The sequence below is a fragment of the Nocardia sp. CA-084685 genome, from assembly GCF_050955785.1.
Lineage (GTDB): Bacteria > Actinomycetota > Actinomycetes > Mycobacteriales > Mycobacteriaceae > Nocardia.
Genome location: NZ_CP192094.1, coordinates 5233106 through 5258371, shown reverse-complemented (window position 1 = coordinate 5258371; position 25266 = coordinate 5233106). Strand labels below are relative to the sequence as shown.

Below are 25266 nucleotides of genomic sequence, written 5' to 3'. Positions count from 1 at the left end.
TTGCATCAAGGTGATACTATGTTTCATAGTAGGAAACTCGAGCGTCGCACCAACGGTAGGCTGCAATCGATCCGAGAACAGGAGCGCCCCGATGACTGACTCCACATCCGCGGATCGGAGGATCGCGCCGGCGGGGCATGGCGCTGTGGTCATGGGGCGTGGCACTCAGGAGCGGCGGCCGTTACTGCTCGGCGCGCGGCGTGGCAGTGCAAGTGGCTGGAGCCGGTATCGGCGACCCTCACCGGGGGGAATGGGCCTACTTCACAGCCGCGTCGAGTGATAGTCGGTTGCTTGCGATCGCCTTAATTGGTGTTCGGTATTCGGTACAAAGTTCCGAAAATATTCACCCCATTAGGTTGGCGCTATCGGCGGAAGACGATCCACGAAGCCGTTGGTTTTGCCAACGGTTACCCTGAGGAAGGCCTGCGGACTTGGAAGAATTCGAGCTCGACGACGATCGGCACCGGTTCGACGAGCGGGACCTGGTTGTCACCCCCGCGAAGTCCTACGCGGCGGGCGTACCCGCGGTGCTGGTGTCGTTACGTCGCGGCATGGAGCAGATGGGTGCCACTCGGACCGCGCGTACACTGCTGAAACTGAACCAGCCCGACGGTTTCGATTGCCCAGGCTGCGCATGGCCCGAAACGCCGGGACACCGCAAACAGGCCGAATTCTGTGAGAACGGAGCCAAGGCGGTGGCGGAGGAGGCCACCACCCGCAGGCTCGGACCGGAATTCTTCGCCGCCCATCCGATATCCGAACTGCTGCGACAGACCGACTACTGGCTCGGTCAGCAGGGGCGCTTGACTCACCCGATGGTGCGCTGGCCCGGCTCGACCCACTACGAGCCGATCGACTGGCACGGCGCGTTCGAACTCATCGCGGGAAAACTGCGGACGTTGCCCTCGCCGGATGAGGCGGTCTTCTATACCTCCGGGCGCACCTCGAATGAGGCGGCATTCCTCTATCAGCTGCTCGTGCGCTCGTACGGCACCAACAACCTGCCGGATTGTTCGAACATGTGCCATGAGTCCTCGGGCACCGCATTGACCCAGGCGATCGGGATCGGCAAGGGATCGGTGTCGGTGACCGACCTCGAGAGTGCTGATTTGATCCTCGTCGTCGGCCAGAACCCGGGTACGAACCATCCGCGAATGCTGTCGGTGTTGGAGAAGTCGAAGGCGAACGGCGCGAGAGTCATCGCGGTGAATCCGCTCCCCGAGGCGGGGTTGCTCCGATTCAAGGATCCGCAGCGGCTGCACGGTGTGCTCGGTGACGGGGTGGTGATCGCCGACGAGTTCCTGCAGATTCGCATCGGCGGTGACCAAGCGCTGTTCCAAGGCTTGGCGAAATTGCTGCTGGAGGCGGAGGACCGAAATCCCGGCACGGTTCTCGATCGCGCCTTCATTGATAGTTCGTGCGCGGGATTCGAGGAATACTGCGCGCACATCCGGGGGCTCGACCTGCGGAAGGCAGTCGAGGCGACCGGTCTGACCTCGGCGCAGCTCGAAGGCACCGCGCGCGCGTTGATCGACTCGAAGCGCACGATCATCTGCTGGGCGATGGGACTCACCCAGCAGGTGCACGGCGTTGCCACCATTCAGGACGCGGTGAGTCTGCTGCTGATGCGCGGGATGATCGGGAAGCGTGGGGCTGGAGTCTGTCCGGTGCGCGGGCATTCCAACGTCCAGGGAGACCGGACGATGGGCGTCTGGGAGAAGATGCCGGAGCGGTTTCTGGCCGCGCTGGACGCCGAGTTCGGTATCAAGAGCCCGCGTGCGCACGGCCTGGACGCGGTGGATTCGATCCGGGCGATGCGGGACGGGAAGGTCTCGGTCTTTGTGGGGATGGGCGGCAACTTCGCCGCCGCCATGTCCGATACCGAGGTGACCGAGGCGGCGTTGCGATCGTGTGCGCTGACAGTGCAGGTATCGACCAAACTCAATCGCAGCCACCTCGTACACGGTCGCACAGCGCTGATTCTGCCCTCGCTCGGGCGTACCGACACCGATATCCAGGAGACCGGCAAGCAGAAGGTGTCGGTAGAGGATTCGATGTCGATGGTGCATCTGTCCCGGGGTAGTCTGCCCCCCGCCGGACCGCAGCTGCGCAGCGAGGTCGCCATCGTGTGCGGGCTCGCGCAGGTGCTGTTCGGCGCCGAACATCCGGTGCCGTGGGGTGAGTTCATGAAGGACTACGACCGGATTCGCGACAGTATTTCCCGAGTCGTTCCGGGATTCGCGAACTTCAACTCTCGCGTCCGGCAACCCGACGGTTTCGAACTCCCGCATCCGCCGAGGGATGAACGGCGATTCGACACCGCGACCGGCAAGGCCACCTTCGTCGTCAACGAACTGCGTTGGGTGCCGGTGCCGCCCGGCAGGCTCATTCTGCAGACGATGCGATCGCACGACCAATACAACACGACCATCTATGGCCTCGACGATCGCTACCGCGGTGTGAAAGGCGGTCGGCGGGTACTTTTCATCGCTCCCGAGGACATCGCGGCACTCGGCTTCGCGGCGGGGGACCGGGTGGACCTCGTGTCGCACTGGACCGAGGCCGACGGCGGGTCGCGGGAACGCCGGGCCGAGAACTTCCGGTTGGTGCCGTACTCGACGCCCGCCGGAAACGTAGCGGCCTACTATCCTGAGACGAACCCGCTGATCCCACTCGACCACGTGGCGGACCAGTCGAATACACCCGTATCCAAGGCGATTCCGATACGCCTGGAACGACGTCCCTGATGGGACGCGTCACCGCCCGCAAGTCGATCACCAGGTTCTTGGAGGGTCGGCGTTCGACGCGATGGGACAACGTGGTCGTCGAGGAGCCGCTGGAGATACGGATCAACGGGAACCCGCTCGCGGTGACGATGCGGACCCCCGGCGCGGATTTCGAACTCGCACAGGGGTTCTTGTTGACCGAGGGGGCGATCGCCGACAGGTCCGACATCGTTTCCATTCGGTACTGCGGCAATCTCGATGATGAAGGTCGCAACACCTACAACGTTCTCGATGTCGAACTCGCACCCGGCGTCGAGCTGTCCGCTGCCGGGATAGAGCGCAACTTCTACACGACATCCTCCTGCGGGGTATGCGGCAAGGCGTCGCTCGATGCCATTCGGCTGCGCACTCGGCATCTACCGGAATCCGATCCGATCGTGGTGCCCGCGCATACGGTCGTCGGCCTGCCCGATGCGTTGCGGGCGGCGCAGAAGGTCTTCGAGACTACCGGGGGACTCCACGCGGCGGGGCTGTTCACGGCCGATGAGGGTGTGCTCGCCGTCCGGGAAGATGTCGGACGGCACAACGCGGTGGACAAGCTATCGGTTGGGCCGTCGAACGTGATCGGATTCCGTTGCAGATGGTCGAGGTTTTCTCCGCGGCCGATGCCGACCCGGCCTGGTTGATGTGTGATCGCCACCCCGCCGGGGCCGTGGCCTTCACCCTCGTCGAGCCGGACGGCTCGTGGACGGACCTGACCTTCGGCGAGCTCCGGGAGCGATCGGAGCGCTTCGCCGGTGTGCTGGCAGGGCTCGGGGTCGGTCGGGGTGACTGGGTGGCGACCCTGATGGGTAAGAGCGCCGATCTGGTGACGGTGCTGTTGGGCATCTGGCGCTCCGGCGCGGTCTACGTGCCGCTCTTCACCGCATTCGCCGCCCCCGCCGTCACCTCGCGCCTGGCCGGCGCTGACGTAAGGGTCGTCGTCGCTGACGCGGGCCAGGCCGCCAAAGTGCCCGAGGGGTCGTGGGCGGTCCTCGTGTCGGGGAGCGAGGCCGATGTGCCGGACGTGGGGCGACGGCTGGCGGATCGCCTCGCCGGCGCAGAGTCGGTGACAGGAAGCGCCGCGATCGGTGGCGATGGCGCGTTCGTGCACATGTTCACCTCGGGTACGGCCGGGGCCCGGAAGGGGGTTGTGCATTCTCTGCGCTACGTCGCGGGGTGGCAGGCCTACCTCGAGTTCGGGCTCGGGGTTCGCGCGGACTCGGTCTACTGGTGCGCTGCCGATCCGGGCTGGGCCTACGGCCTTCGTGCCATGGCCCACCGCTTCGCCTCCGAGGGAGCCGCGGTGATGATCGGTGAGATCAACGAGACCACCGGTCGCGAGCTCGCCGCCGAGCTCTCGGATAAACATGGCGTGCCCGCCGCGGCGCGCGCCCTGGATGTCACGCGCTCCGCCGATGTCGATGAGTGGATCCGCCAGGTGCACGCCGAGCATGGGCGCATCGATGTCCTGGTCAACAACGCCGGGATCATCCGTGACAACCGCGTCGCCAACATCAGCGACACCGACTGGCACGCTGTGCTCGACACGAGTCTGTCGGCCGCCTTCTTTTGCATCCGCGCGGCGTTGCCGTTCATGTAGGAGCGAAGCTACGGCCGCATCCTCTCGTTCTCCTCGATGAGCTGGCGGGGCAACTTCGGGCAGGCGAACTACGTCGCCGCGAAGGCCGGAATCGTCGGTCTCACCCGTACGATCGCCCTCGAAGGAGCCCGCCAGGGAATCACTGCTAATGCCATCGCCCCTGGACTGATCGAGACTCCGATGTTCGCTTCGATGGACGGCCGGGCTCGCGACAAGCTCGTCGCCAAGGTCCCGCTCGGCCACACCGGCGATCCCACCGACATCGCCGAGGCCGCTGCCTACCTCTGCTCTCCCGCGGCCGGCTACGTCACCGGCGGTGCCAGTAAGCATGATGGAATCACGATCTCGAACGTTCATGCCCAGCTCAACGCCTCACGAGTACGTGTCAGGGTGGCAGTGATCAGCTGGCGGCGGCTCGAGCGGGATCTGCACGATGCGGTCCAGCAAGGGCTCATTGCGCTCGCGCTCAACCCGCGTGGCCTGGGAGCGATGATGCCTGCCGATCTGCCACGCCTGCGGGCGCGAATCACCGAGATCGGGGACGGCCTGATCCGGGTGCTCGGTGAGCTTCGCGAGTGTCAAGGCCGCCAGCCAGTCATGAACACGATCGATCAGACTTCTGCAGAAGATGCAGAATCACCGAACATTAGCTGCGCTAGAGTGGGGTACGCGATCCGACCCACGGTATGGGCCAGCGTGGAGCGATCTTGAGGTGATCCCGTTGGTTACGCAAAACGAAATGAGTTTGCTGAGGGCGGGAAATGAGGGCAGCCTCCTAGGCTATCCGCGCGATGAGATCCGGGAGCGGGCCGAGGAGACCACGCGCCTGCTCCGAGAGTTGGTTCCCTGTTCGGCCTACCTCCTAAGCGCGTGGAACCCCCTCACCGGCGAGCATGTTCACCGGGAACTGGCGAGCGAGGGGTTCTCGAAAAGGGTCATCGAGCATATCAATGATGGCTTCGTGAGCGACAATCCCGCCTTCCCGCTACTGCACACGGGAACCTCGGGAGCGCTGCGATGGCGGGATATGGCTCGGGACTGGAATCTCGACTTCTCGAGGACGATCACTGCGGAGGAGTTCCTCATACCGGAGGGGTTTCATGAAGGGACGACCTTCTGCTTGTGGCTGCCGGATGGCCGGTACACCGGTTCCCTGCACATGGGCTGGTCGAAGCCCTCCGAGGCGACCGACGAGCGGCGGGAGACACTCGAGCGGTTTCGGGGACTTTTGGCCCTGGTGTGTGACACGCTCCGGACGCCGCAGACCCTCGTCGATACGCTCGCTCCCGGAGCCGGGGCGGTCGTCGTGTCGTCTCACGGGCTGGTCGCCGAAGTACCCGGGCACCAGACCGGGCCCAAATTGGCCGAAGACAGCGCACTGCTGCAGCTTCTCACCAGGCTGGGCGGGAGTTGGCAGCGCCGTAGTTTTCTGTGGCCGAAGCAGTCCGGGTCTTGCTGGAGAATCACGGTGGTCCCCTGTCCAGACGGTGTAGCTTTGGTGACTGCGGAGGCCGGACCGTGGCCATACGGCCTGACGCCCCGCGAGTTGGAGGTCTTGCATCTCGTCGCGCGCGGCTTGTCCAATCCCCAGATCGCCCAGCGGTTGTATGTAAGCGTGCGGACCGTATCGACCCACGTGGAGCACGTCTTGGCAAAACTGGCCTGCTCGACGCGCTCACAACTCGTTGCTATAGCGGTCGGTCAGGGGTTGCTCCTCGGCGAAGAGCCATGAGGGGGCAGTCTTCCCTTCAGAACAACACTTCGTAGCGTGTGCTGTCCTCGTACTCGCGAGGCAGGCGGCGCATGACATTGGAGTGCGCGCGAGACCTTGTATACGGCAAGGCGCGTCGGCAGTCGGCCGTGAGCGCGTGTGTGGGCGGCCCTACACAACAGCGCGGGGCACGGTCCGAAACGGCGTGCCGCCGGAAGGACTTTCGATCCGCTTGTCATCCCACGCCACATCCACCCCCCGACGGGCCAGCTTGCCGACATTCTGCGGCCGTGGTGGGGACAAGCTGACCTCGTCCCCACCACGACCTTGAACATCGCCTCTCGCTACACCAACTCGGGCTGGCGTCCCGTGAGGACCGCCACCCGGACTATCCCAGTGCGATGGCCGGCCGCCGGTGCGTCCACGGCGACGCCTCCTCAAAGCGTGCCGCCAGCCGCAGGACATCCGTCTCCCGGAAGCGCCTGCCGACGATCTGCATGCCCACGGGAAGGTTCCCTGAGGTAAATCCGACGGGAACACTGGCCGTCGGGTGCATCGACAGATTGAACGGCCATGTCAAGACCCAGCCCAGCCACGTGTGAACATGCTTGCCGGCAACCATGTCTGGGCCAGAGGACATTCCTTCGGCAGAAGGAGGCGGAACTGCGATGGTCGGGCAGACCAGGTAGTCGTACTTGTCCAGAACGCTCTGGACCTGGTCATACCAGCGACTGCGAGCGATGTCCATTTTGATGTAGTCGGCCGCCGACCTGGCGTTACCGAGGTCGAACATCTCGAGGGTGAAGTCACACATGCGCGACCGATTCTCTCGCGTCGCGTACTTCTCGAAGAGTGCAGTGGACAGCGACGCCCACTTGACCAGCTCGGCCTCATAGACCTCCTCGGTAACCTTGATCGGAACCTCTTCGACCTGGCAGCCGAGGTCACTCAATGTCGATACCGCCTTCTCGACGACCTCCCTGACTCGCGGGTCGACAGCCCAGCCCAGATCGGGTGAGTACGCGACCTTCGCGCCGCGAACATCGCCCTGAAGCGCGCCGAGCCAGTCCTCCCCTGTGTCCGGCAAGGAGAGGGCATCACGTCCATCTGGGCCCGCCCAAACCGACATCAAGAGAGCCGCGTCCCGGACGGTCCATGTCATGGGTCCGAAGTTCAGAAGACTCTCATAGTGAGTCTCCAGAATTCCAGAGGGGATTCGGCCGAATTGCGGCTTCAAGCCGAAGGTTCCGCAGCAAGAGGACGGGATCCGAATGGACCCTCCGCCATCGGTCCCCTCGGCAATCGGAGCCATAGCGGCAGCGACCGCGGCTGCGGAGCCACCCGACGACCCACCGGCGGTATGCTCGAGATTCCAGGGGTTACGCGTGGGACCGAAGACGAGGTTATTCGTGAATGGTGAATGCGCGAACTCTGGCGAGTTGGTCCGGCCGATTTGAATCGCCCCAGCCTTTTCGGATCGCTCTACGATGATTGCGTCCTTGTCGGGTATGTGACCCTTGAGCGCCCACGACCCGAACGTCGTCTCGATTCCCTTCGACTCGGTGATGTCCTTGATCGCGATAGGCACACCGTGAAGAGGCCCCAGTTCTGCGCCGGAAGTGACCGCAGCCTCCGCTTCACGAGCCTTCGCACGCGCTCGCTCGTGAAGTGTGAAGCAGTAGGCGTTTACCTGAGGGTTGACGCGGTCGGCTTGATCAAGAAAAGCATCCACCACCTCGACTGGCGAAAGGATCTTCTGCCTGATCTTCTGCGCCAATTCCGTGGCATCCATCAAGCAGATCTCATTCAGACCCATGGCACTCTCTTTCTAGGTAAACAGGCAATCAAATGTCCACGACTCGTAAACGTCCGATCGCCTTGGTCGTCGTCAGCTGGCAGAGATTCGTATCCGCCGAGGCAGCTGCCCGAGCGGTCCTTTTATCTGCTCCATGCCGACACTCGTAGGATCTCTGCCTGAGCACGCCGAGGCCATACGTCAATCGACCGATTTTGTGTGACCCGAAGTCTGCCCCGACTAGCCTCCGTCGGTGTCGCGGCGGCGGTGCATTCGCTCCATCTCCGTGCGTCGTATCGGGACGGCGCTGCGCCGTGCCGAGTTGCCGATTTCGAAATTCGCGTGTTGCCACCTGTCGCCGCAATGTGGGCTCTTTCTGCAGCGTGGCGAGATGGCAGGGGCGGAGTCGGCTTCGGTACTGCCAGACGCTGGTAGCTGGCGGCGGTTTTCCGCAACTGGGTCACGGCAATTCCACCCCCGCCCAGGTCGGCCCCGCCCCGAGCGTCGTAGCGGGGAATTAGAACCATCGGCAGCCTGACCGGGGGCAACGCCGGGGCCAACGCCGACCTCGAAACACGCCCTCGCCGACTAGATCATCATCACGCCCGTCCAGCATTTAGTTTCAGGTCAATATCGCGGCGACTGCAAGTACCTGAAGGCCAGCCGCACGTCTGACGTATTCCACCGAAGTGTCAGGCAGCGCTACGACAGCTACGGCCGAAGTTGATCAAGCGGCCGCGGCAGGGGCGGCAGCATGCACATTGCCGACTTCTCGGTCGGGATGCTCGGCGCCAACGGCATCGTCGGAGGTGGTTTCGCCATCGCCGGCGGAGCGGCGCTCTCCTCACTGCTCCTTAAGCAGGACCGGGTCGCATTGTGCTTCTTCGGCGAGGGCGCGATCAACCAAGGCGCGTTTCACGAAGTCTCGAACATGGCGGGATTCTGGAACCTGCCACTCGTCCTATTTGCGAGAACAACCACTGGGCGATGTCGGCCCGACTCGAGGAGATGACAGCCGGAGGCGATCTTGCTGGTTGCTCAGCCGCCTACGGGTTCCCGGGCACACAGGTGGACGGGATGGACGTTGTGGCCGTGCGGGTCGAGGTGTCGCGCGCCGTCGAGCGTGCCCGTTCCGGCGGAGGGCCATCGCTCGTTGTTGCTGACTGCTTTCGCTTCGAGGGTCACTTCTCGGGCGACCAGATGCTCTACCGCGACAAATCAATCCTCGAGTCGTGGCGCGACCGCGGACGGCTGCTGCGCGAGCGGCTGCTCACACATGGCTTCGCCGACGAGAACGAGCTCGCGACCATCGAGCGTCGATGCGACGACGAGGTGCTCGACGCGCTCCAGTGGGCCTACAGCGCGGCCCTCAACGAGGCACTGCGCGAAGACATTTCGGCACCGTAGTCTTGGATCCGGTCGAGCGTTGTCGTCGCCCATTCTCGATGGAAGGCAACGCCGATGTAAAGCCCAGCCCGGGCCTCCACGAGGTCGCTGGCGAACAGGGCGGGGAACTGATACTCGAGCACGTAGGCCGCGGGGCACCGAAGGTGACCTCGTCGCGTGGTTGCCGGAGCAGAAGATCGTTGGCCACCGAGGTCGATCGATACCCGGTCAGCGAAGGTCAAAGTTGGCCGCGTGAGTCCGGGAATCGTCTCATTACCCTTTGCGAACCGGGGAAAGTGAACTCGCTGGTCCAGTCCTCGAAACCCCGATCCAGGATCACGGCCACAGTTGCTCGTGCGAGACAGTTATGCCTGCCATGAACGCGGACGCGCCGACCGCCCGCACCGCATGGTAGTGCGAGAGCGCCGAATAGCGTACCGGCTTGTCTGTGTACTGACGAAGCTGATCGATTCAGCGCTTCGCTGCCATCGGTGCGGCAGAGCCCGAAGCAGAAGAGAAAGTCCTCTCCTTCGATTGCTCCAATGTTGGGATCGTCATCCGCGGTGTGGGCGTACACGCCGTCGGCGACTATCCCGAGCTGTTCGGCGCGGTCAGCGAGATCGGTCGTGGACGCGAGAGGACCGGACTTCAAACGAAACTACAGACGGTCATAAGCCCTGAGAATGTAGCTATCGAACTGCTATCGGGGCTGCGGATGGGCCCTGTCGCGATGACTATAGGCCCATTCGTGTTATGCAGATTGGCGTCCAGCCTCAGCCGAGGCTGAAGGGTTGTCCCCACAGCGTCACCCAGGTGGTAATGCTCTCAGTCTCGACGTGCACGCTGACGAACGAACGCGCCTGGGCGTAGCCTCCGCAACCGTTCAGACCGATGGTCTCATCGGCCCACGTCACCGAACCCGACGTGCCCTTGAACGCATTACGAGTCTTGTGCGTCTCGTTACCGAAGTCATCGGCCTGCTCCAAATCGAGCACATAGAACGACTTCGTCTGGCCGGGGCCGAGCGAGAGGTTACCGCCCGAGTTGGCGCCCACGCCGCCGGTGACATTCTGCCCGTCGCTCCAGTCCACATTGCCGTCCACACCACCGGTGGCGCCGCCTCCGGCGATGTTGACCCGGCACCCGACGGTGTAACCGGGGAAAAGAGCTCCGCTGGTGGTGCCGGAGAGCTCGACCTGCGCACTGCCGGAGACCCACGCGTTGCGGTGCAGCGGCGTCGCGCCCATGGACGGGTTGATGTTCGCCGACTCGCCGACCAGCCGGATGGTCACGACGGTGCCGTCCGACAGCGTCTTGGTGAGCTCGCCGCCCGGCAGCGGGACGAAGGTGTCGGCGTTGGCCGCACCCGTGGAGAACAGGCCCATGGCGATGGTGGCAGCGGCGCCGACGCCGGCCATCCGCGCCAGGTTCTTACGGTTGATCATGGTTGGTATCCCTCGAGGGTTGAGTCCGCTTCAGCGGGAGGATGGTTCGTTGGATTCGACAGACGTCAGCCGATGCTGAACGGCATCCCGTAGAGGGTGGTCTTCGAGTAGTGATCGCCGATGATCTCGACGACCGTGTACGAACGCGCCTGCGCGTAACCCGCGCAGCCCTGGATCTGAATCTCGGCATCCTGGTACTCGACGGAGTACACACCCGGCTTGAGGATGTCCTTGTAATCGATCTGAACGAACTTGACCTCGCCGGGGCCGAGGTTGACACCGATCGAACCGCCCGCGCTCGCGCCGCCGAGGTTCACGCTGCCCGACACTCCCGCGGAGATCGCGTCGTCGGCGATGCTGACCTGGCAGCCGACGATGTAACCGGTGCTCAACTGGGACGCACCGTGCGTCGAGGAGTTGTTGGTTCCGGGGTTCCCGGTCGGACCGTTGTTCGGGCCGATCTCGCCCTCTGGGGTGACGGTCACGTCGGCGACCGCGTTGCCCGACACCCAGACCACGCGACCGGCGCCGTTGGCAGCCAGCGACGGCGAGATCAGGGCCCGCTCTCCGTTCCGGGTGATCGTCACGCCCGGCCCCACCTTCTGGCCGTCCGGCAACGGCACGAAGGTATCGGCATCGGCGGCACCTGTCGAAAGCAGGCCCAGGGCAACAGCCGCGGCAGCGCCCACGCCCGCGACGCGGGCACGGCGGCGCAGACCTTTGGTGCGGTTCTCATTCATACATTTCCTCATCACATGGTGCGTGGAGTTATCCCCGCTGTGGTTGCAAATTACATATTCGCGACAACTATTTCCGCCAGCGATCCTCCATCTGCGCGGCGATACAACCCGGCTGTCACCGAGGCGTCAGATTCGGAAACTAGCCAGATAGATTTCTGATGCGACAGTCGCCGAGATTGAATGACGAATGTATGCCAAAAGAGCCACGAGTGCGGGATCTCTTATCGAGCCGATTCGCTGGCGACGTCAATCGAATTTCAGGGCCATAACCTTCCGTGGCGGGCTTGTAGGGTTTCCCCATGCCTTACGCGCTTGAGTCGGTCCGCTCACTCGGCGCCCATTTGTCCGATCAGTTTACTTTGACCTGGATTGAGCCAACCGGCTACAGCCTTCCAATCGGCTGCGGTCATCCGACGATAATCACATTCTTCTCGCCGGATGTGAAGTATGTGAAAGCCTTGCTTCTCGTCCACTTCTCCTAACGGCATCCTTCCGCTCATGCAGTTCATGGAGAGTTCTCCATAGTTTCCTCGTAGTGGAGGTCCACTTTTGCTCGAGCTCCGCCGCCCGCAATGCTGGTATTTCCCTCTCGACTTCGTTCTCTGCGTGCGCGGCACGGTCGACCAGTTCCGTCCAGAGACCGAAATCCCGATACAACTCATATTCGCTAGTTCGCTCCATCGTAATCTCCTTGACATTTATTGCCCTGTTTCAACCCCCTCAACTCGTCCATCATCCGAATTAATGCTCTCGCGTCGGTTTGTTCGCGTTGCTTCCGCAAATAACGCAACCGTCGATTTCTACACGGCTATTTGTCAATGGTGAATGCGCGAACTCTTGGCGCTCTCTTTCTATGTAAACGGCAATCAAATGTCCACGACTCATGAACGCTCGGTCGCCTTGGTCGTCGTCAGCTGGCAGAGATTCGTATCCGCCGAGGCGACAGCCCGAGTGGTTCGTTGATCCGCTCTTCGCCGACACTTGTAGGATCTCTGCCTGAGCACGCCGAGTCCATACGTCAATCGGCCGATTTTGTGTGACCCGAAGTCTGCCCAGACCAGCCTCCGTCGATGTCGCGGCGGCGGCGCTTTTCGCTCCAACTCGGTGCGTCGTATCGGGACGGCGCGGCGCTGTGCCCGATCGCCAATTCGCGAAGTCCGCAGGTACCGCCTATCAGCGCAATGGGCGCTCTTTCTCCAGTGTGGCGAGGCCGGACGCGGCAGAGTCGGCTTCGGGTACTACCCTTCGGGTACTACCAGACGCTGATAGATGGCGACGGCTTCCTCCCTGATCTCGGTGCCAGCTTGCCCACGCTCGCAGTGGTGAGAGGTGACCCAGGGGGCTGCCGCAGATGGCCGTCATCGCGAGCCTTCCGCCATCGCCGCCCGACCTCACCGGTGGCATCAATGAGGTAGCGGTTCTGAGCGCAATCAGCGAGCAGGCTGCCACACTGATGGATGGTGTTCCGACCGCCTACTACTATCTGCTGGCGCATCCCGACTTCGACAACTACGACCTGTCGAGCCTGTCGGTCGCCAGACCGTGCCGCGGCGGCCCAGTCGGTCGAGTTCACAGAGCGAACGGGCTGCCCCGTTCATGAGGTCTGGGAGGTGACCGAACTGGCTGGTGTCATCAGGGCCAATTCCGTGGTCGGCCCCAACAAGCCTGGGATGGTCGCCATCCCTTTCCCGGCAATGGCGGATCGTCGACGCAAAGGATACGAGCAGTAGGGATGCCTGTAGGGGAGCACGGAGTTGATGTTCCGGATGATGCTGGGCTACTACGGCAACCTGGCTGCGACGACGGGCACCATTGAGCCGGGTGGCTGGCTCCAGACCGGTGATATCCCGACGATGGACGACGACGGGTACTTCACCATTGTCGACCGCAAGAAGGAATGATCCTGACTGCCGGTTTCAACGTCTATCCCGCGGAGATCGAGCGCGTACTGTGCATGCGTCCCCGCAGTCGCTCTCGCTGCCGTGGCGGCCACGCTGGTGGACGCCGGGTCCTCGGACCGGTGCGAAGACCTCACGAGCCGAACTGATGGCTTGGTGGCGCATAGTCAGAATGCTGCTCGCGCAGACTCTCCAGCCCGAAAGCCGGAGGCTGCCCTGGTTCGGCCAGCCGATGAGCCTGAGCTCGATGGCAACCGCCCGGTTCATGGAAACGTGGGCGCACGGCCTCGACGTCGCCGAAGCTATGTGCCTTGCTCCATGCCGACCGACCGCGTGCGGCATGTCGTGCATCTCGGCGTCCGGGCTCGTACCTTCGCGTTCCAGGCCCACGGCCTTGCGGTCCCTGAGGACGACGTGTTCGTGTCTCTCCGACTGCCCTCCGGCAACGTATGGGAGCACGGCTCTCCGGGCGCGGACAACACTGTCCGCGGCTCAGGAATACGACTTCGCGTTGCGGGTCACCCAGCGCCGCCATCGCAGCGATCTGGACCCTGTCACGAAAACGTGCCCAGAAATGCTCCCAGTATTTCTTGTGTTCGTCGGCGCGAGCCTGTTCGTCAATGGAATCTGGATGTGGCGTTCCACCACGATGGATTCCTCGATTCAGCTGGCTGGCAAAGACATTGCAGTTGTCAACTTGTTCACCGGGCTCCTCGGTGCAGTGATCATCACGTTGATTTTGGCGAAGAGCCCCGACACCGCGAGCGCGGCACCCGCTGCCTACATCGGACTGTTCGCACTGACATATCTGTGGGTGGGTGCCAACCAGTTCACCGGAGCCAGCGGTACCGCACTCGGGTGGTTCTCACTCGTGGTGACGGGGATCGCCCTTCCCATTGGCATCCATTCGCTGTCGATCGCCCGCGGTACCTTCGACCACTGGATCGCGGTCAGCTGGTTCGCGTGGGCCGGGCTGTGGTTCCTGTTCTTCCTTACCCTTGGACTTGGCAGACCCCTTATCCGCGCCACCGCGCCACCGCGCCACCGCGCCACCGCGCCACCGCGCCACCGCGCCACCGCGCCACCGCGCTGGTCGCAGTAGCCGAAGCGATCGGCACCGCACTCGTTCCAGCGGTCCTCTTGTTCTCCGGAGTGATTCAGGCGTGATACCAGAGTGAAGACGAACTGAATATCGACCGAAGACACCTCGGCGACAGTCTCTTAGCTGCCGCCCCCAAATTCGCCGTGGCGGGCGAACTCAGGAGCCCGTTGCAGGACACCGCGGAGTCACCGGCGTGCCGCGGGTCCACTCAGCGGTGTTCTTTTGCATGGAACCTCGCAATCGGGGCACGGGTCCCCTTCCTGTTCCACTCGGGGACACACTCCAGTGGCTGGAACTCGCGCGAGGCAGTGTCGGTGACACTCTCGACGTCTTCGAGCAAGGTGGCTCGATTGTCGTCGACGTGATCGTGCACCCCGATGTCTACGAGCTCACCGACATCGGCGCCAGCCGCCCGGCGCGCGAACGCTGGACCGTCGACATTTCGACCGCGAAGTCCGTCAAGACCTGCTGAACGATCGCCCGCAGGTTTTCCTACCCATGAAAGATCGACTTGCCCGAGGGCCCATACCGGTACGGATACACCGCCGGCCCGCCTCTCACACACAATGGCCAGTCCGATGCCTCCGATTCGGCGCTGGGGTGCATCGGCACACGTCGCGCTACTGGATGGGCACCTCCGACGCGGCGCTGTACTCCGAAGTGGCGACAGTCACCGCAGCCGTTGTCCAGCATGCGCATACTCCTCGGCCCGCGCCGCTGCGACGATGTTGAGCATGCCAAGGGCTTGACCACCGGAATCCGCGATCATCTGGCGGAGATCGCACAGCCGACGTCTGCAGAAGACGATCTCGAAGATCACCGACTCCGTGGCCAGCGAGGATCGGTTCGGCACTCATCGGTCGGTCGTGGCGCACCCATGCCGCGCTGGCGAACCCGCCCTGATCGGCCACTGCCGAGCGCAGTAATGCCACACTCTCGCCTCGGTACGCCCGTTTGCGCAATATCGGTCAACTTACGGATTCCGGGGGCCAGGTACAACTGCCATGCTGGATACATCGTTCTTTTGTGGATGTTCAGAAGGAGGCCAATGATGAACTCGATGTTGCATTCTGGTGCCGACCTCGGCGGCACCTGCGGCTTTGCCGTTGTATTCGACAGCGACGGACGTTCACCGATAGGTCCCCTGGATCGGCGCGGTAAGGATCGTGGAGCGCAGCGCCGCCCTTGGAGGCAACCCTGTGAGGTAGTGAGCGATGTATATACACGGATATGCGTCAGTGATCACTGAGCAGGCCGCACAGCCTTCGTCGAACAGGGCGGTGCCGTTATTGGAGCCCGAACATTTGCTTCAGGCGATTTCGGGACGCTGTGACAATACGACACCCCTTGTTGGTTGGGCGCGAGATCTCAGCGACCTGCACGCCGAACTAATACATTTCAAGCTGGACCGCGAGCTTCAACGAGTCGGCATCACTTGTGAGCAAGTCCGGGCACGAATCGAGGAAGTTGTCGATGATATCAATGTGTGGGCGGCACGCTACGTACCGCGCACGAAAGGCGCGCGCAAACATACACACTCGTTGGGCCAGGTGATCAACCACATCGCAAAGACCTTCGCGGAAGCGTGGTGGACAGTTCTGCATTCAGCGGAAGCCGAAAAGCGGCACCAAGCATGGTTTCACCTGGGCGAAGCTCGCGAAGGATACGCCGAAATGGTGGACCAGATCCGGGAACGGCGCCTCCAATTGCCCTTGGGATGGAGGGGAATCGGATGACGCAGGATGGTTAGGAAACCCTGAGAACTGTCGTCTCCTGCAGGCCGTGCACGCGACAGAACGATCAGAACTGCACACCGCTCCAGTCCGGAAGGACTGGAGCGGCGTGCGGTTATGGTCAGTCTGTCGCGTGCACGGTATGTACGAGACTTCAAGGGCAACGCTGAGCCCCAATTGACATCATCAGTGCGCCGAGGCCCAATACCGCGGCAAGGCTGCAGGTGCTGCTTCGTCGTACCAAGCGAACGAATCCCGCAACGGGCAGCGCTGAAACATACTCCGGTATCCGCACCGGCGAATCAGCGGGCTCGCTGACCAGTTCTTCCGGTATCGGGTAGCCGAGGGGCCCTTTCCGGCCGGGTCGCGTCGGACCATATGGCCGTGGTCGTCGGTTGACAGCCCGGTGCGCACGCAGCAGTGGGCGCGGGGTTTCAAGATCACGTCCATCGCCATTGTCGACACAGTGGTTGCGGCGGAATGAGTTTGGTCCAGAAATCGTGCCGTACTGCGTCCCACAACTCGTTCATTTTCGGAAGGAGTTCTCGCGCTCGTGCGAGATCCGGAAACTCCTCGGGGCCGAAGGACACGATCGGCGTGGCGCCGGATATCTCATGGACGGCGACGATAGAGATCAGCTGGCCTTGAAACGGACGCCATGTCGCGCGCAATCCGTCGGCTTCGGTTCGTCGCATATCATCCATGTTTTGTTTCCAACTCGTCGACTTTTTTCAGGGCGTTTTCGACCGTTGTCAAGGCCGATCTCCTGTTGATTCTGATTGCACAAAGCTATCGATCGGTTCCGGCACCGGCAGCGGTGAGAAAACGCAAAAATCCCCATATTCGCAATTCATAGGCATATCGGGCGGTGTGGTCTGCGATTGGGAGCACCTGGCGGCGCTGTCCAGCGCGGGCGCCGCCGTGCTGCGGCGGGAACGGCGGACGCTGATCGACTGGAGCAATTCCGCACCCACTCGACCGCATTCTGCTCAGGTGCGGTAAGTGTGGGCAACCATTGCCGAACGAAGGTGCCATAGCCCGCTCGCCTCGGTGGGATCGAACCCTGTGAGTTGACCGATCCGCTTGAGCCGGTAGTCCACGGTGTTGGTGTGTACGTGTAGCTGCCGCGCAGTGCCCTGCCGGTTCAGGTTGTGCGCGATATGGACCTGCAGGGTCTCCAGCAGTTCTGGATGCTCATCCAGTGGATCGAGCAGCGACCCGAGATATTCGCGGGCGGGGCCGGGGCGGGTGAGCTGGTATTCCAGAGCCAGGTCGTCGAAGCGATACAGACCCGGCACTGACCGCAACCGGGTGACCATGTCGAGTAGTTGGTGGGCTTGATCGGCAGCGGTGGGCACGGTGTCGGCGGGGGCGGTGACCACGGTGGCGGTGATGTGCACGCGGGCCGCCCGCGACAGATGCCCGATCAGTTCCTTCAGGGTGCCCTCGGTGATGTGATCGGCGGGGATGAGCAAGGTGCCGCCATCGATCGACAGCAGCGACAGCACGGTGTCGTCGCAGCGGGTAGCCAGTTCCGCCTGCACGCGCCGGAGTTTGCGTCGGGCAACGACTTTCGCGTCCAGCATCGGGTTGGACTCGTCCGGGTGGGACGGAATGGCCAGGGCGATTACGCGATAGCGGTCGGAGATGTCGATGCCACACTCGCGGGCCATGGTGGAGGTGGGGTGCCCCCCGAGCAGCGCCGAGGTGAGCGTGTGCACCGCGGTGTGGTGCTCCGACACAACCGCGCGCAGTTCGCGCACATAGGCCACCGACACCGCCGTGGTCATGGTGTCGAGCATTTCTACGACGAGTTTGGCGCCGTCGAGGATACTGTGATAGTCGGCCATGCTGGGGGTGAGCATCGGCTCGGTGTCGTCCGAGCCGGAGGCGCGGTGCTGGGCCAAGGCGGGGGACACCACCAAGTCGAAGCCGATCTTGAAGCCCTCGTGGATAGCGTGGTGAATGGTGCCAATGGGCACGCCTTCGCGAGCCCATTGCGCCGCAGCGTCCTCGAGCCGCCCGGTCTTCTCCGGAATGTTGCTGCCGTCCAGCATGCTGACTGCCAGCTCCAAGCACACGCGGGTGATGACCGTGATGTCGCCGTGGATCGCGTCACCGGGCAAGGTGCCGCAGGGGGCGACGGTTTCGACGAAATGCCCGACCATCTGCCGCGACAAGGCCCGAACGTCTTTCAACGGCAACGACATGGGCCGGCCGGATACTCTGAGCCCTTCCCGGCGGGGAGCGGTGACAGACATAGTCGAACTTCCTTCCATCCCCGTTAACTGCACTATTGCACCAGCGTAACCAGAACAAGATTCGTGAGAACGGCTTACTCCGAGTCACGTGAAATTTCAGGAGGAGCGGTCGACAAGCGATAGTGATAGTTCACAACGACGGTTGCTGAACTGCCACTGATGTGCCGAGATGCCGGAGAGCAGCGAATCGCACACGACCCGGGAAGTCGCCGAAACAAGCCCCACCGGCGAGATCGAACGTGGATCGTCCCTCAGTTATCGAGCTGGGACATGAGTGCCTGGCGGCTGGCGTCGACGTGGCGCCGCATGCAGAGTTCGGCCCCGATGCCGTCCTTGGCAATGATCAGTTCGAGGACCCTGTGGTGCTCGCGTTCCGACTCGAGGGATCGGCCGGGTTGCGCGAGAGACGTTTTCACGAGTCGTGAGTAGGCGAGCTGGTTCATCAGGAGTCGGTAATGGGTGGCCAGTTTGCCGTTGTCCGCACCGGTTATGAGGATCTCGTGGAAGTCGTGGACAAGCTGGGCGTAGCGTTCGATATCGCCGAGAGCGACAGCCTGGTCGGCGTCCCGGACGTTCTCCTTCATAGCGGCGAGTTCAGGGGTGTCACCCCGGGCTGCCATCAGTCGCGCGGCGCCGCCCTCGAGGAGTTGTTTCATCTCGAAAAGCTCGTTGATTTCGCGCCGCGACGGGACCGAGACGAATGTACCGACGCGGGGCCGGACTTCGACGAGACCTTCGATCTGCAGCTGTTTGAGGGCCTCGCGGATCGGTGTCCGGCTGATCCCGAAGGTCTCGGCGAGGGACACCTCGGACAACGACTGTCCCGGAGCGAGTTCGCCGGAGATGATCATCTCCCGCAGCCCCTGGGCCACGCGTTCTTGCAAATTGCTAGTTTCCAGCTTCCGTGACCGCACATCGGCCATCGTTGCCCCCTCGACTCGCGCCATGCATCTTGCATGGCAACGGTACAGTGCCGCGAGCGAGAAGGAGCGGACGGCACAGCGGAGGTGTCAACTGAACTGGATGTGTGCCCGTACCGTCGAGGGGTCGGCCGAGACCCAGCTGCGGGATCGGGCGTATTCGATCATTTCAGCGAACTCGTCATGCCATCCGGTGGCGACCATCGCACGGGCAGTGTCCACCAGCCAGTCGATCGACAGCCAAACGTGGTCTCCCACAACGGTCCCTGCCCCGGCTCGACGCATCGCGGCATCGATTCGAGTCGGATCCCACCCGGACGGCGCGGTAACGTGCAAAGCGGTACAGTCGGTGGCCTCGACCAGGGTTGGGATCCCGTCGGTGGCAATTGCTACATACATGCGGCCGCCTTTCAATAATTCAGATGCCCAACGGGACCAGCTGTGCGCCGTCGAAGAACTGCCCTCCGGCGTATACCAGCGGTTCGGCCTCGGTGCTGCACGCGGCCAGGACCGATCCGAAGAAGACGGTGTGCGTCGAGGTGCGGACTCGCTGGGTGATGTCGGCCTCGAGGTACGCGCAGGCACCGGCGATCACGGGGTTGCCGAAGTCGCCGAAGTACCAGTCGATGCCCGTGAACTTGTCGGCCGCCTTGGTGGCGAAGACCTTAGCGACCGGCAGTTGGTCGTGAGCGAGGAGATTGACTGCGAACCGGTCGGCCCGGAACAGCACCTCATGGGTGGACGACGTCTTGGCCACGCAGATCAGTACGACCGCCGGTGACACTGTGACACTGCTGAAGGCGTTGACCGCCAGACCACGCGGCTGATCCTCGGCGGTCGTGGTCACGATACTGACGCCGGTGACGAACTTGCGGTGAAAGTCGCGGATTTCCTTGTCGGACACGATCTTCGGCGTTCCGGTAGGGCTCATCACGACTCCCAGAGATTGACGACGCCGAGACTCACGAACAGGTCCGCCCCGTCCCACGACACCCATTCCTCGACGACCTGACCATCGACGAAGCGTGCGAACGTCATGCCGGAGGTGGTGATTCTCCGACCGGTGACAGGCAGGTCGTGGAAGGGTCCCGTGTGGGTTCCGGTACTGCTCCAGTGCACGGCGACCAGGTCGCCGTCCTCGGCGATGTGTTCGATGGTGGTGCGCAGGTCCGGGAAGGCCTCGCGTGCGCTGTGGATCGATCGGATCAGGGCCACGAGATCAGCGGTGGACCTGGTCGTGTGCCTGCGGTACGTGGGGGCGAGAAGGGTTTCCAGAACGGTGGTATCGCCGTGGTTCCAGGCCGCGTCCCACACTCGCGCGATGTCGGTTTTGTGTGTACTCATCGTTCACCGCATCACGAACGGGTCCGCGGCCGGTGAGTCGTCGGTGTTGACCCAGACACTCTTGGTGCGCGTGTACTGCTCCATCACGGCGAAGCCGTTCTCCTTGCCGAGTCCACTGGACTTGAACCCACCGAGCGGAGACATCGGCGACAACGCCCGGTACGTGTTGATCCACACGGTGCCGGCCACCAGACGGGCCGCAACCCGATGCGCGCGCCCGACATTCGAAGTCCACACCCCGGCAGCGAGGCCGAACGTGCTGTCGTTGGCGATCCGAACAGCTTCTTCATCGTCATCGAAGGGAATGATTCCGGCGACCGGTCCGAAGATCTCGTCCTGCGCGATTGTCATGTCGTTGCGGACGCCACTGAACAGAGTGGGCTGGTAGAACCATCCGGGCAGTGGGTTCCCCGCTGGATCATTCGGCCGCGCGCCTCCCACCTCGAGGGTGGCGCCCTGTGCGATCGCGCCCGCGACAAAACTCTCCACCCGGTCGCGGTGCGCTTCGAATGCCAGCGGTCCGATCTCGGTGCTTTCATCGAGGGGATCACCGACAACGATGGTGCGGGCGCGGTTCGCGACACGTTCGAGGATCTCGTCGTGGACGTCGCGGTGTACGAGGACTCGTGATCCGCCGACGCAGGTTTGGCCGGCGGCCGCATAGATGCCGGCAATGATGCCGGTCGCGGCGTTGTGGAGGTTGGCGTCGGGAAAGACGATATTCGGTGACTTGCCGCCGAGTTCGAGGGTGACCGGCACGAGGCGCTCGCCGGCGACGGCGGCGATCCGGCGTCCGGTTTCGGTGCCGCCGGTGAAGGCGATCTTGTCGACACCGGGGTGCCGGGTCAGCGCGTCACCGGCATCGGCTCCGTATCCGGTGACGACGTTGACCACGCCGTTGGGAATCCCGGCCTGCTCCACGAGTGGCATCAATTCCAGCAGTGACGCCGAGGTGTGTTCGGATGGCTTGATCACGATTGTGTTACCTGCGGCCAGCGCCGGGGCCAGTTTCATGGTGGTCAGCAGCAGCGGCGAGTTCCACGGGCTGATGGCCCCGACGACACCGACGGGTTCGGCGAGGGTGTAGTTCAGGATCGCCGGGTTCAGCGCCGGGATGACGTCGCCCTGGACCTTGTCGGCGATACCCGCGAAGTAGTAGAACCACTCTGGCAGCGTCGCGAGCTGGCCGCGCATCTCGCGCAGCAGCTTGCCGTTGTCCTGGGACTCGGCGCGAGCCAGCAACTCCGCGTTCTCCCCCACGAGGTCCCCGAGTCGGCGCAGCAGATGGCCGCGTTTGGTCGCGCTCAATGACGACCATGCGGGTGATTCGAAGGCTTTCCGCGCAGCCTGGACGGCAAGATCGATGTCCTCGGCGGTACCGCGGGCCGCGTAGTAAAGAGGTTGGCCAGTCGCGGGATTGATGCTCGGGAAGGTGTCGCCGAGTACCGCGTCGCGCCATTGGCCGTCGATGTAGTGTTGTCGGACGATCTTGTCGGTCATGGGGTCTCCGTGAGGTTTTGGGATTCGGCCAGATGATTGCGGATCGCGGCGGCGAGTTCGGTGGGCCGCTCGAGTGGGAGCAGATGCGCGGCGTCGTCGATGATGCGTGCCCGGGCGCCGGGAATGCGCGCGGCGAGACGGTGAGTCATCGCCGGGGTGGAGCCGCCATCACGGTCGCCGGTCACGACGAGCGTCGGCACGCTGATATGCGCTGTACGCGGCCACAGTTCTCCGTCGGCCTCGGCGAAGACGCGATAGGCCGCCAGGTACGAAGTGCGGTCGTTGCCCAGTAACGTCGTCAGAATCGTGTCGGGAAGTTCGGGGCGGGTGGCGCGCAACGATGGCCCGAACCACCGATCGACCGCGGCGTGCGCACTGGCCTCGAACGACTCTGCCGCGCGCTCGTATCGCCTCCGCACGGCGAGGCGTTGTTCGTCCGATCGATCCGCGACGGTGCTGACCAGGGTCAGACTGCGGACTTTGGCCGGGTATTCGATACCGATCTCCTGTGCGACGAGACCGCCGAGCGAGAAGCCGACGAGATGGACGGGCTCGTCGAGGGCCTCGACGACGTCGCGAGCGAGGTCGCCGAGGGTGAGTCCGGACGCCACCGGTGCACGACCGCCGTGGCCGAGCAGATCCGGGGTCAGTACGTCTGCGACGGTGCTCAGGCGCTCGACGACCGGCTCCCACATCGTGTGGTCGAGCCCGACCCCGTGTAGCAGCACTACACGGGGGCGGCCCCTCATAGTCATCGTTCGCTCGACAGCGGCGCGAGCCGTGCCTTCGGCCGCCCGGAACTCGCGGCGGCCAGCCCGATGACGATCTCATCGGCCCGGGGTGCGTCCGACACCCGGACTTCGATGCTCTGGTGGTGCGAACGGATTGTCGCGTCGGTGATGTGCTTGAGGGGGATGTCGAATGACGCTCCTGCGGGCGCAACCTTCTCCACCGCGGGCAGCAGTGTCGTCGCGTTGGCGGCGTCGCGGAAGAAGTTGCCGAACTTCAGGGTGTGGATCAGCCCGGAGCCCTGCTCGACCTCTCCGCCCAGTCCGACGATCGCCGCCTTGCCGTAGGCCTCGACCGGCCGACCGAGCGCCTCGACCGCCAATGGCGCAAGCAGCGCACCCAACTGGGGGGCGACGTCGTCGATCACCGACGACAGGTCCTCCACGTAACCCTCACCCCGCCAAGGGTTTTCGATGACCGCGAGCACGACGGCCACCCGGACGGGCGGTTCCACCGGCACCCCATTCTCGGTCCGGGTTTCCTCGACGTGGGTGATGATCTTGCGGATTTTCATGCGTGCACCTTTCGCAGGATGTGGGCAGGATCGATCGCGGTGTCGGTGCGGCGGTCGCCGATCCGGGCCAGTGGCCGCGGGCCGGCGGATACCCCGAGCGCGATCAGGATTTCGTGGGGTCGAGGAGCGTCGCTGACCGACAAAGCCACCGCTTGGTAGTGGCTGCGGGTGGACGCGGCGGTCTTGTGCCACATCGGGATCGTGAGGACCGTGCCGGCCTGCGCCCGGTCCTCGCCGAACGCGATGATCGACTCGCCCTCGACGATGTGCCGGAACAGATCGCCGAGGAAGGGGGTGTGGATCAGGGCGGAGCCGTGCTCGACTTCGCCGTCGAGGCCGACCAGTGCGGCCTTGCCGTAGGCTTCGACATTATCCGCGCCGCCGAGGGCCGCGGTAATGCTCGTCGCCAGAGCTGCCGCGATCTGCGGGGCAAGGACGCGGACCTCGGGATCGAGATCGCGGACATGCCCGCGGCCGAGCCAGGGATTGGTGATCACCGCTGCGGCTACAGCTTTTCGCCAGGGGCGTTCGAGCTGCAATTCGCCTTCGGTATGGACGATCTCGGTCCGGGTGACGACCTTCCGAATCGGCGAGGATGCCGTCATCGGACCGCTCCGGAGAGTTCGCTGAACTGTGGAATAACCTTCTCGGCGAACAAGTCCAGGCTCTTGCGGGCATGGCGTGCCGGCAGCCCCGGGTGGGTGGTCCAGAGCATCAGGTGCTCCAGGTTGATCTCCGACCGCAGCTCCTCGATCTTTTCGGCCACGTAGTCGGGGGTGCCGACGAGTTGGTTGCGCGAGAGCAGGAAATCGAAGTCCAGTTCATGGGCGTCGGTGAGTTCCTCGCCCTCCTCCATGAGGTTGCCGAGTCCACGCCAGTGGGTGATCCACTTGTAGCTGGTCATCACCGCGGCCTCGAACTCGGCGCGCGCCTGCTCCATGGTCTCGGCGACGTAGCAGTCGCGGACCAGCGCGATGCCCTCGCCGAGCGAAACCTCACGTCCCTGCGCCTTCGAGGCGGTGTCGCGGTACAGCTCGAAGCGGCCCTTGAGCGCGGACACCGGGGGCAGCCAGAAGATGCCCTGATAGTTGTTCTCGGCGGCCCACTTGATCGAGCGCGGAGTGTCGATGACCTGCCACATCGGAGGGGTCGGCTGCTGCAGCGTCCGGGGCGAGAGCGCGATCTTGGTGATGGTGTTGTTCTCATCGGTGAACTCCCGCGTCGACGGCGACATCGGGTGGTTCCACTTCACCCCTGGGGCCGGGAACTCGTAGAAGGTGCCCTTGTGGTCGAAGAACTCGTTCGACCATGCCTTCTGCAGGATCTCGACTGTTTCCTCGAACAGTGCGCGATTCTGCTCCTGATCGCGGGGATCGGCAGCCGGATTGAGGTTCAGCGCCTCACGACCGTAGAGGCCGCGACCGACGCCGACCTCGAGCCGGCCACCGGAGAAATGGTCCAGCATGGCCAGATCCTCGGCCAGCCGCAGCGGGTGCCAGAAGGTCACGATATTGGCGGCCTGCCCGATGCGAATGTTCTTGGTGTGCGCAGCGATGTCGACACCCATCAGGACCGGGTTCGGGGTGATCTCGAAGCCTTCGTGGCCGAAATGGTGCTCGCTGTACCAGATCGACCAGAAACCCGCCTCGTCGGCAGCCTTTGCAAAATCACGCGCCTCGTCCATGACGACGTTGTACTCACCGAGGCGACCGGGCGCGCCGAGGTTGTGGAACAGGGAAAAACGCATGGTAACTCCTCTT

At 63.6% G+C, this 25266-nt stretch carries 23 protein-coding genes and 4 pseudogenes; 12 read left to right on the top strand and 15 right to left on the bottom strand.

What is annotated here, in order from left to right:
- The first annotated feature begins 431 nt into the window (after nt 1-431).
- From ACQP2U_RS23600 to ACQP2U_RS23580, 5 genes and pseudogenes are all read left to right on the top strand, one after another.
- Complete coding sequence (locus tag ACQP2U_RS23600; RefSeq protein WP_433709473.1) at nt 432-2747, top strand: FdhF/YdeP family oxidoreductase; 2316 nt, start codon at nt 432-434, stop codon at nt 2745-2747.
- Nucleotides 2747-3366 (top strand): annotated as a pseudogene (locus tag ACQP2U_RS23595) (formate dehydrogenase accessory sulfurtransferase FdhD); the annotation flags it as partial. The gene ACQP2U_RS23600 and the pseudogene ACQP2U_RS23595, both read left to right, overlap by 1 nt.
- Nucleotides 3367-4692: pseudogene (locus ACQP2U_RS23590) on the top strand (SDR family oxidoreductase); the annotation flags it as partial.
- A gap of 66 nt (nt 4693-4758) precedes the next feature.
- Nucleotides 4759-5079: a histidine kinase dimerization/phosphoacceptor domain-containing protein gene (locus tag ACQP2U_RS23585; protein WP_433716565.1), complete on the top strand. Its 321-nt coding sequence runs from the start codon at nt 4759-4761 to the stop codon at nt 5077-5079.
- 28 nt (nt 5080-5107) lie between these two features.
- The gene (locus tag ACQP2U_RS23580) at nt 5108-6100 is read left to right on the top strand and encodes a response regulator transcription factor (RefSeq protein ID WP_433709472.1); all 993 of its coding nucleotides are present in this window, start codon (nt 5108-5110) and stop codon (nt 6098-6100) included.
- A 367-nt stretch (nt 6101-6467) separates the two neighbouring features.
- Here the strand turns inward: ACQP2U_RS23580 and ACQP2U_RS23575 are convergent, their stop codons facing one another.
- On the bottom strand, nt 6468-7895 hold the full coding sequence (locus ACQP2U_RS23575) for an amidase (RefSeq protein WP_433709471.1): 1428 nt from the start codon (nt 7893-7895) through the stop codon (nt 6468-6470).
- Between the two features lie 733 nt (nt 7896-8628).
- Between ACQP2U_RS23575 and ACQP2U_RS23570 the strand changes: the two are divergent.
- Nucleotides 8629-9281 (top strand): annotated as a pseudogene (locus ACQP2U_RS23570) (thiamine pyrophosphate-dependent enzyme).
- Nucleotides 9282-10033: 752 nt separating this feature from the next.
- Here the strand turns inward: ACQP2U_RS23570 and ACQP2U_RS23565 are convergent.
- The gene (locus ACQP2U_RS23565) at nt 10034-10705 is read right to left on the bottom strand and encodes an MspA family porin (RefSeq protein ID WP_433709470.1); all 672 of its coding nucleotides are present in this window, start codon (nt 10703-10705) and stop codon (nt 10034-10036) included.
- Nucleotides 10706-10770: 65 nt separating this feature from the next.
- Nucleotides 10771-11445, bottom strand: coding sequence for an MspA family porin (locus ACQP2U_RS23560; RefSeq protein ID WP_433709469.1), 675 nt, complete (start codon nt 11443-11445; stop codon nt 10771-10773).
- A 1351-nt stretch (nt 11446-12796) separates the two neighbouring features.
- On the opposite strand from ACQP2U_RS23560, the gene ACQP2U_RS23555 reads away from it, so the two are divergent.
- The 5 genes and pseudogenes from ACQP2U_RS23555 (at nt 12797) to ACQP2U_RS23535 (ending at nt 14917) form a co-directional block, all read left to right on the top strand.
- The gene (locus tag ACQP2U_RS23555; RefSeq protein ID WP_433709468.1) at nt 12797-13045 is read left to right on the top strand and encodes a hypothetical protein; all 249 of its coding nucleotides are present in this window, start codon (nt 12797-12799) and stop codon (nt 13043-13045) included.
- Nucleotides 13046-13202: 157 nt separating this feature from the next.
- The gene (locus ACQP2U_RS23550; RefSeq protein ID WP_433709467.1) at nt 13203-13346 is read left to right on the top strand and encodes a hypothetical protein; all 144 of its coding nucleotides are present in this window, start codon (nt 13203-13205) and stop codon (nt 13344-13346) included.
- Nucleotides 13285-13629, top strand: a pseudogene (locus tag ACQP2U_RS23545) (hypothetical protein); the annotation flags it as partial. The gene ACQP2U_RS23550 and the pseudogene ACQP2U_RS23545, both read left to right, overlap by 62 nt.
- 288 nt (nt 13630-13917) lie before the next feature.
- The gene (locus tag ACQP2U_RS23540) at nt 13918-14445 is read left to right on the top strand and encodes an AmiS/UreI family transporter (protein WP_433716564.1); all 528 of its coding nucleotides are present in this window, start codon (nt 13918-13920) and stop codon (nt 14443-14445) included.
- A gap of 226 nt (nt 14446-14671) precedes the next feature.
- Entirely contained in the window at nt 14672-14917 is a 246-nt protein-coding gene (locus ACQP2U_RS23535; RefSeq protein ID WP_433709466.1) for a hypothetical protein, read from the top strand.
- Nucleotides 14918-15115: 198 nt separating this feature from the next.
- Here the strand turns inward: ACQP2U_RS23535 and ACQP2U_RS23530 are convergent, their stop codons facing one another.
- Nucleotides 15116-15298 carry a hypothetical protein gene (locus ACQP2U_RS23530; RefSeq protein WP_433709465.1) on the bottom strand — a complete coding sequence of 61 codons (183 nt, stop codon included), beginning with the start codon at nt 15296-15298 and terminating at the stop codon, nt 15116-15118.
- 385 nt (nt 15299-15683) lie between these two features.
- Here ACQP2U_RS23530 and ACQP2U_RS23525 point away from each other — a divergent pair, with 385 nt between their 5' ends.
- Nucleotides 15684-16181, top strand: a complete 498-nt coding sequence (locus tag ACQP2U_RS23525; RefSeq protein ID WP_433709464.1) for a hypothetical protein — start codon at nt 15684-15686, stop codon at nt 16179-16181.
- 437 nt (nt 16182-16618) lie between these two features.
- On the opposite strand, the gene ACQP2U_RS23520 is transcribed toward ACQP2U_RS23525, so the two are convergent.
- From ACQP2U_RS23520 to ACQP2U_RS23470, 11 genes are all read right to left on the bottom strand, one after another.
- Nucleotides 16619-16873 (bottom strand): hypothetical protein, encoded by a 255-nt coding sequence (locus tag ACQP2U_RS23520; protein WP_433709463.1) that lies wholly within the window; start codon nt 16871-16873, stop codon nt 16619-16621.
- 294 nt (nt 16874-17167) lie between these two features.
- Complete coding sequence (locus ACQP2U_RS23515; RefSeq protein ID WP_433709462.1) at nt 17168-18388, bottom strand: PucR family transcriptional regulator; 1221 nt, start codon at nt 18386-18388, stop codon at nt 17168-17170.
- 302 nt (nt 18389-18690) lie between these two features.
- The gene (locus tag ACQP2U_RS23510; protein WP_433709461.1) at nt 18691-19323 is read right to left on the bottom strand and encodes a GntR family transcriptional regulator; all 633 of its coding nucleotides are present in this window, start codon (nt 19321-19323) and stop codon (nt 18691-18693) included.
- 126 nt (nt 19324-19449) lie between these two features.
- Nucleotides 19450-19758: a hypothetical protein gene (locus tag ACQP2U_RS23505; RefSeq protein ID WP_433709460.1), complete on the bottom strand. Its 309-nt coding sequence runs from the start codon at nt 19756-19758 to the stop codon at nt 19450-19452.
- Nucleotides 19759-19777: 19 nt separating this feature from the next.
- Nucleotides 19778-20290, bottom strand: a complete 513-nt coding sequence (locus ACQP2U_RS23500) for a flavin reductase family protein (protein ID WP_433709459.1) — start codon at nt 20288-20290, stop codon at nt 19778-19780.
- On the bottom strand, nt 20290-20703 hold the full coding sequence (locus ACQP2U_RS23495) for an ester cyclase (protein WP_433709458.1): 414 nt from the start codon (nt 20701-20703) through the stop codon (nt 20290-20292). The genes ACQP2U_RS23500 and ACQP2U_RS23495 overlap by 1 nt, the downstream gene beginning before the upstream one ends.
- A gap of 3 nt (nt 20704-20706) precedes the next feature.
- Nucleotides 20707-22203, bottom strand: a complete 1497-nt coding sequence (locus tag ACQP2U_RS23490) for an aldehyde dehydrogenase (protein WP_433709457.1) — start codon at nt 22201-22203, stop codon at nt 20707-20709.
- A complete protein-coding gene (locus ACQP2U_RS23485; RefSeq protein WP_433709456.1) occupies nt 22200-22958 on the bottom strand; it encodes an alpha/beta fold hydrolase in 759 nt (252 codons plus the stop codon). The genes ACQP2U_RS23490 and ACQP2U_RS23485 overlap by 4 nt, the downstream gene beginning before the upstream one ends.
- Nucleotides 22955-23506 carry an amino acid synthesis family protein gene (locus tag ACQP2U_RS23480; RefSeq protein ID WP_433709455.1) on the bottom strand — a complete coding sequence of 184 codons (552 nt, stop codon included), beginning with the start codon at nt 23504-23506 and terminating at the stop codon, nt 22955-22957. The genes ACQP2U_RS23485 and ACQP2U_RS23480 overlap by 4 nt, the downstream gene beginning before the upstream one ends.
- Nucleotides 23503-24111, bottom strand: a complete 609-nt coding sequence (locus ACQP2U_RS23475; protein WP_433709454.1) for an amino acid synthesis family protein — start codon at nt 24109-24111, stop codon at nt 23503-23505. Before ACQP2U_RS23475 ends, ACQP2U_RS23480 begins: the two co-directional genes overlap by 4 nt.
- Nucleotides 24108-25253 carry an LLM class flavin-dependent oxidoreductase gene (locus tag ACQP2U_RS23470; protein WP_433709453.1) on the bottom strand — a complete coding sequence of 382 codons (1146 nt, stop codon included), beginning with the start codon at nt 25251-25253 and terminating at the stop codon, nt 24108-24110. The genes ACQP2U_RS23475 and ACQP2U_RS23470 overlap by 4 nt, the downstream gene beginning before the upstream one ends.
- Nucleotides 25254-25266: the final 13 nt, after the last annotated feature.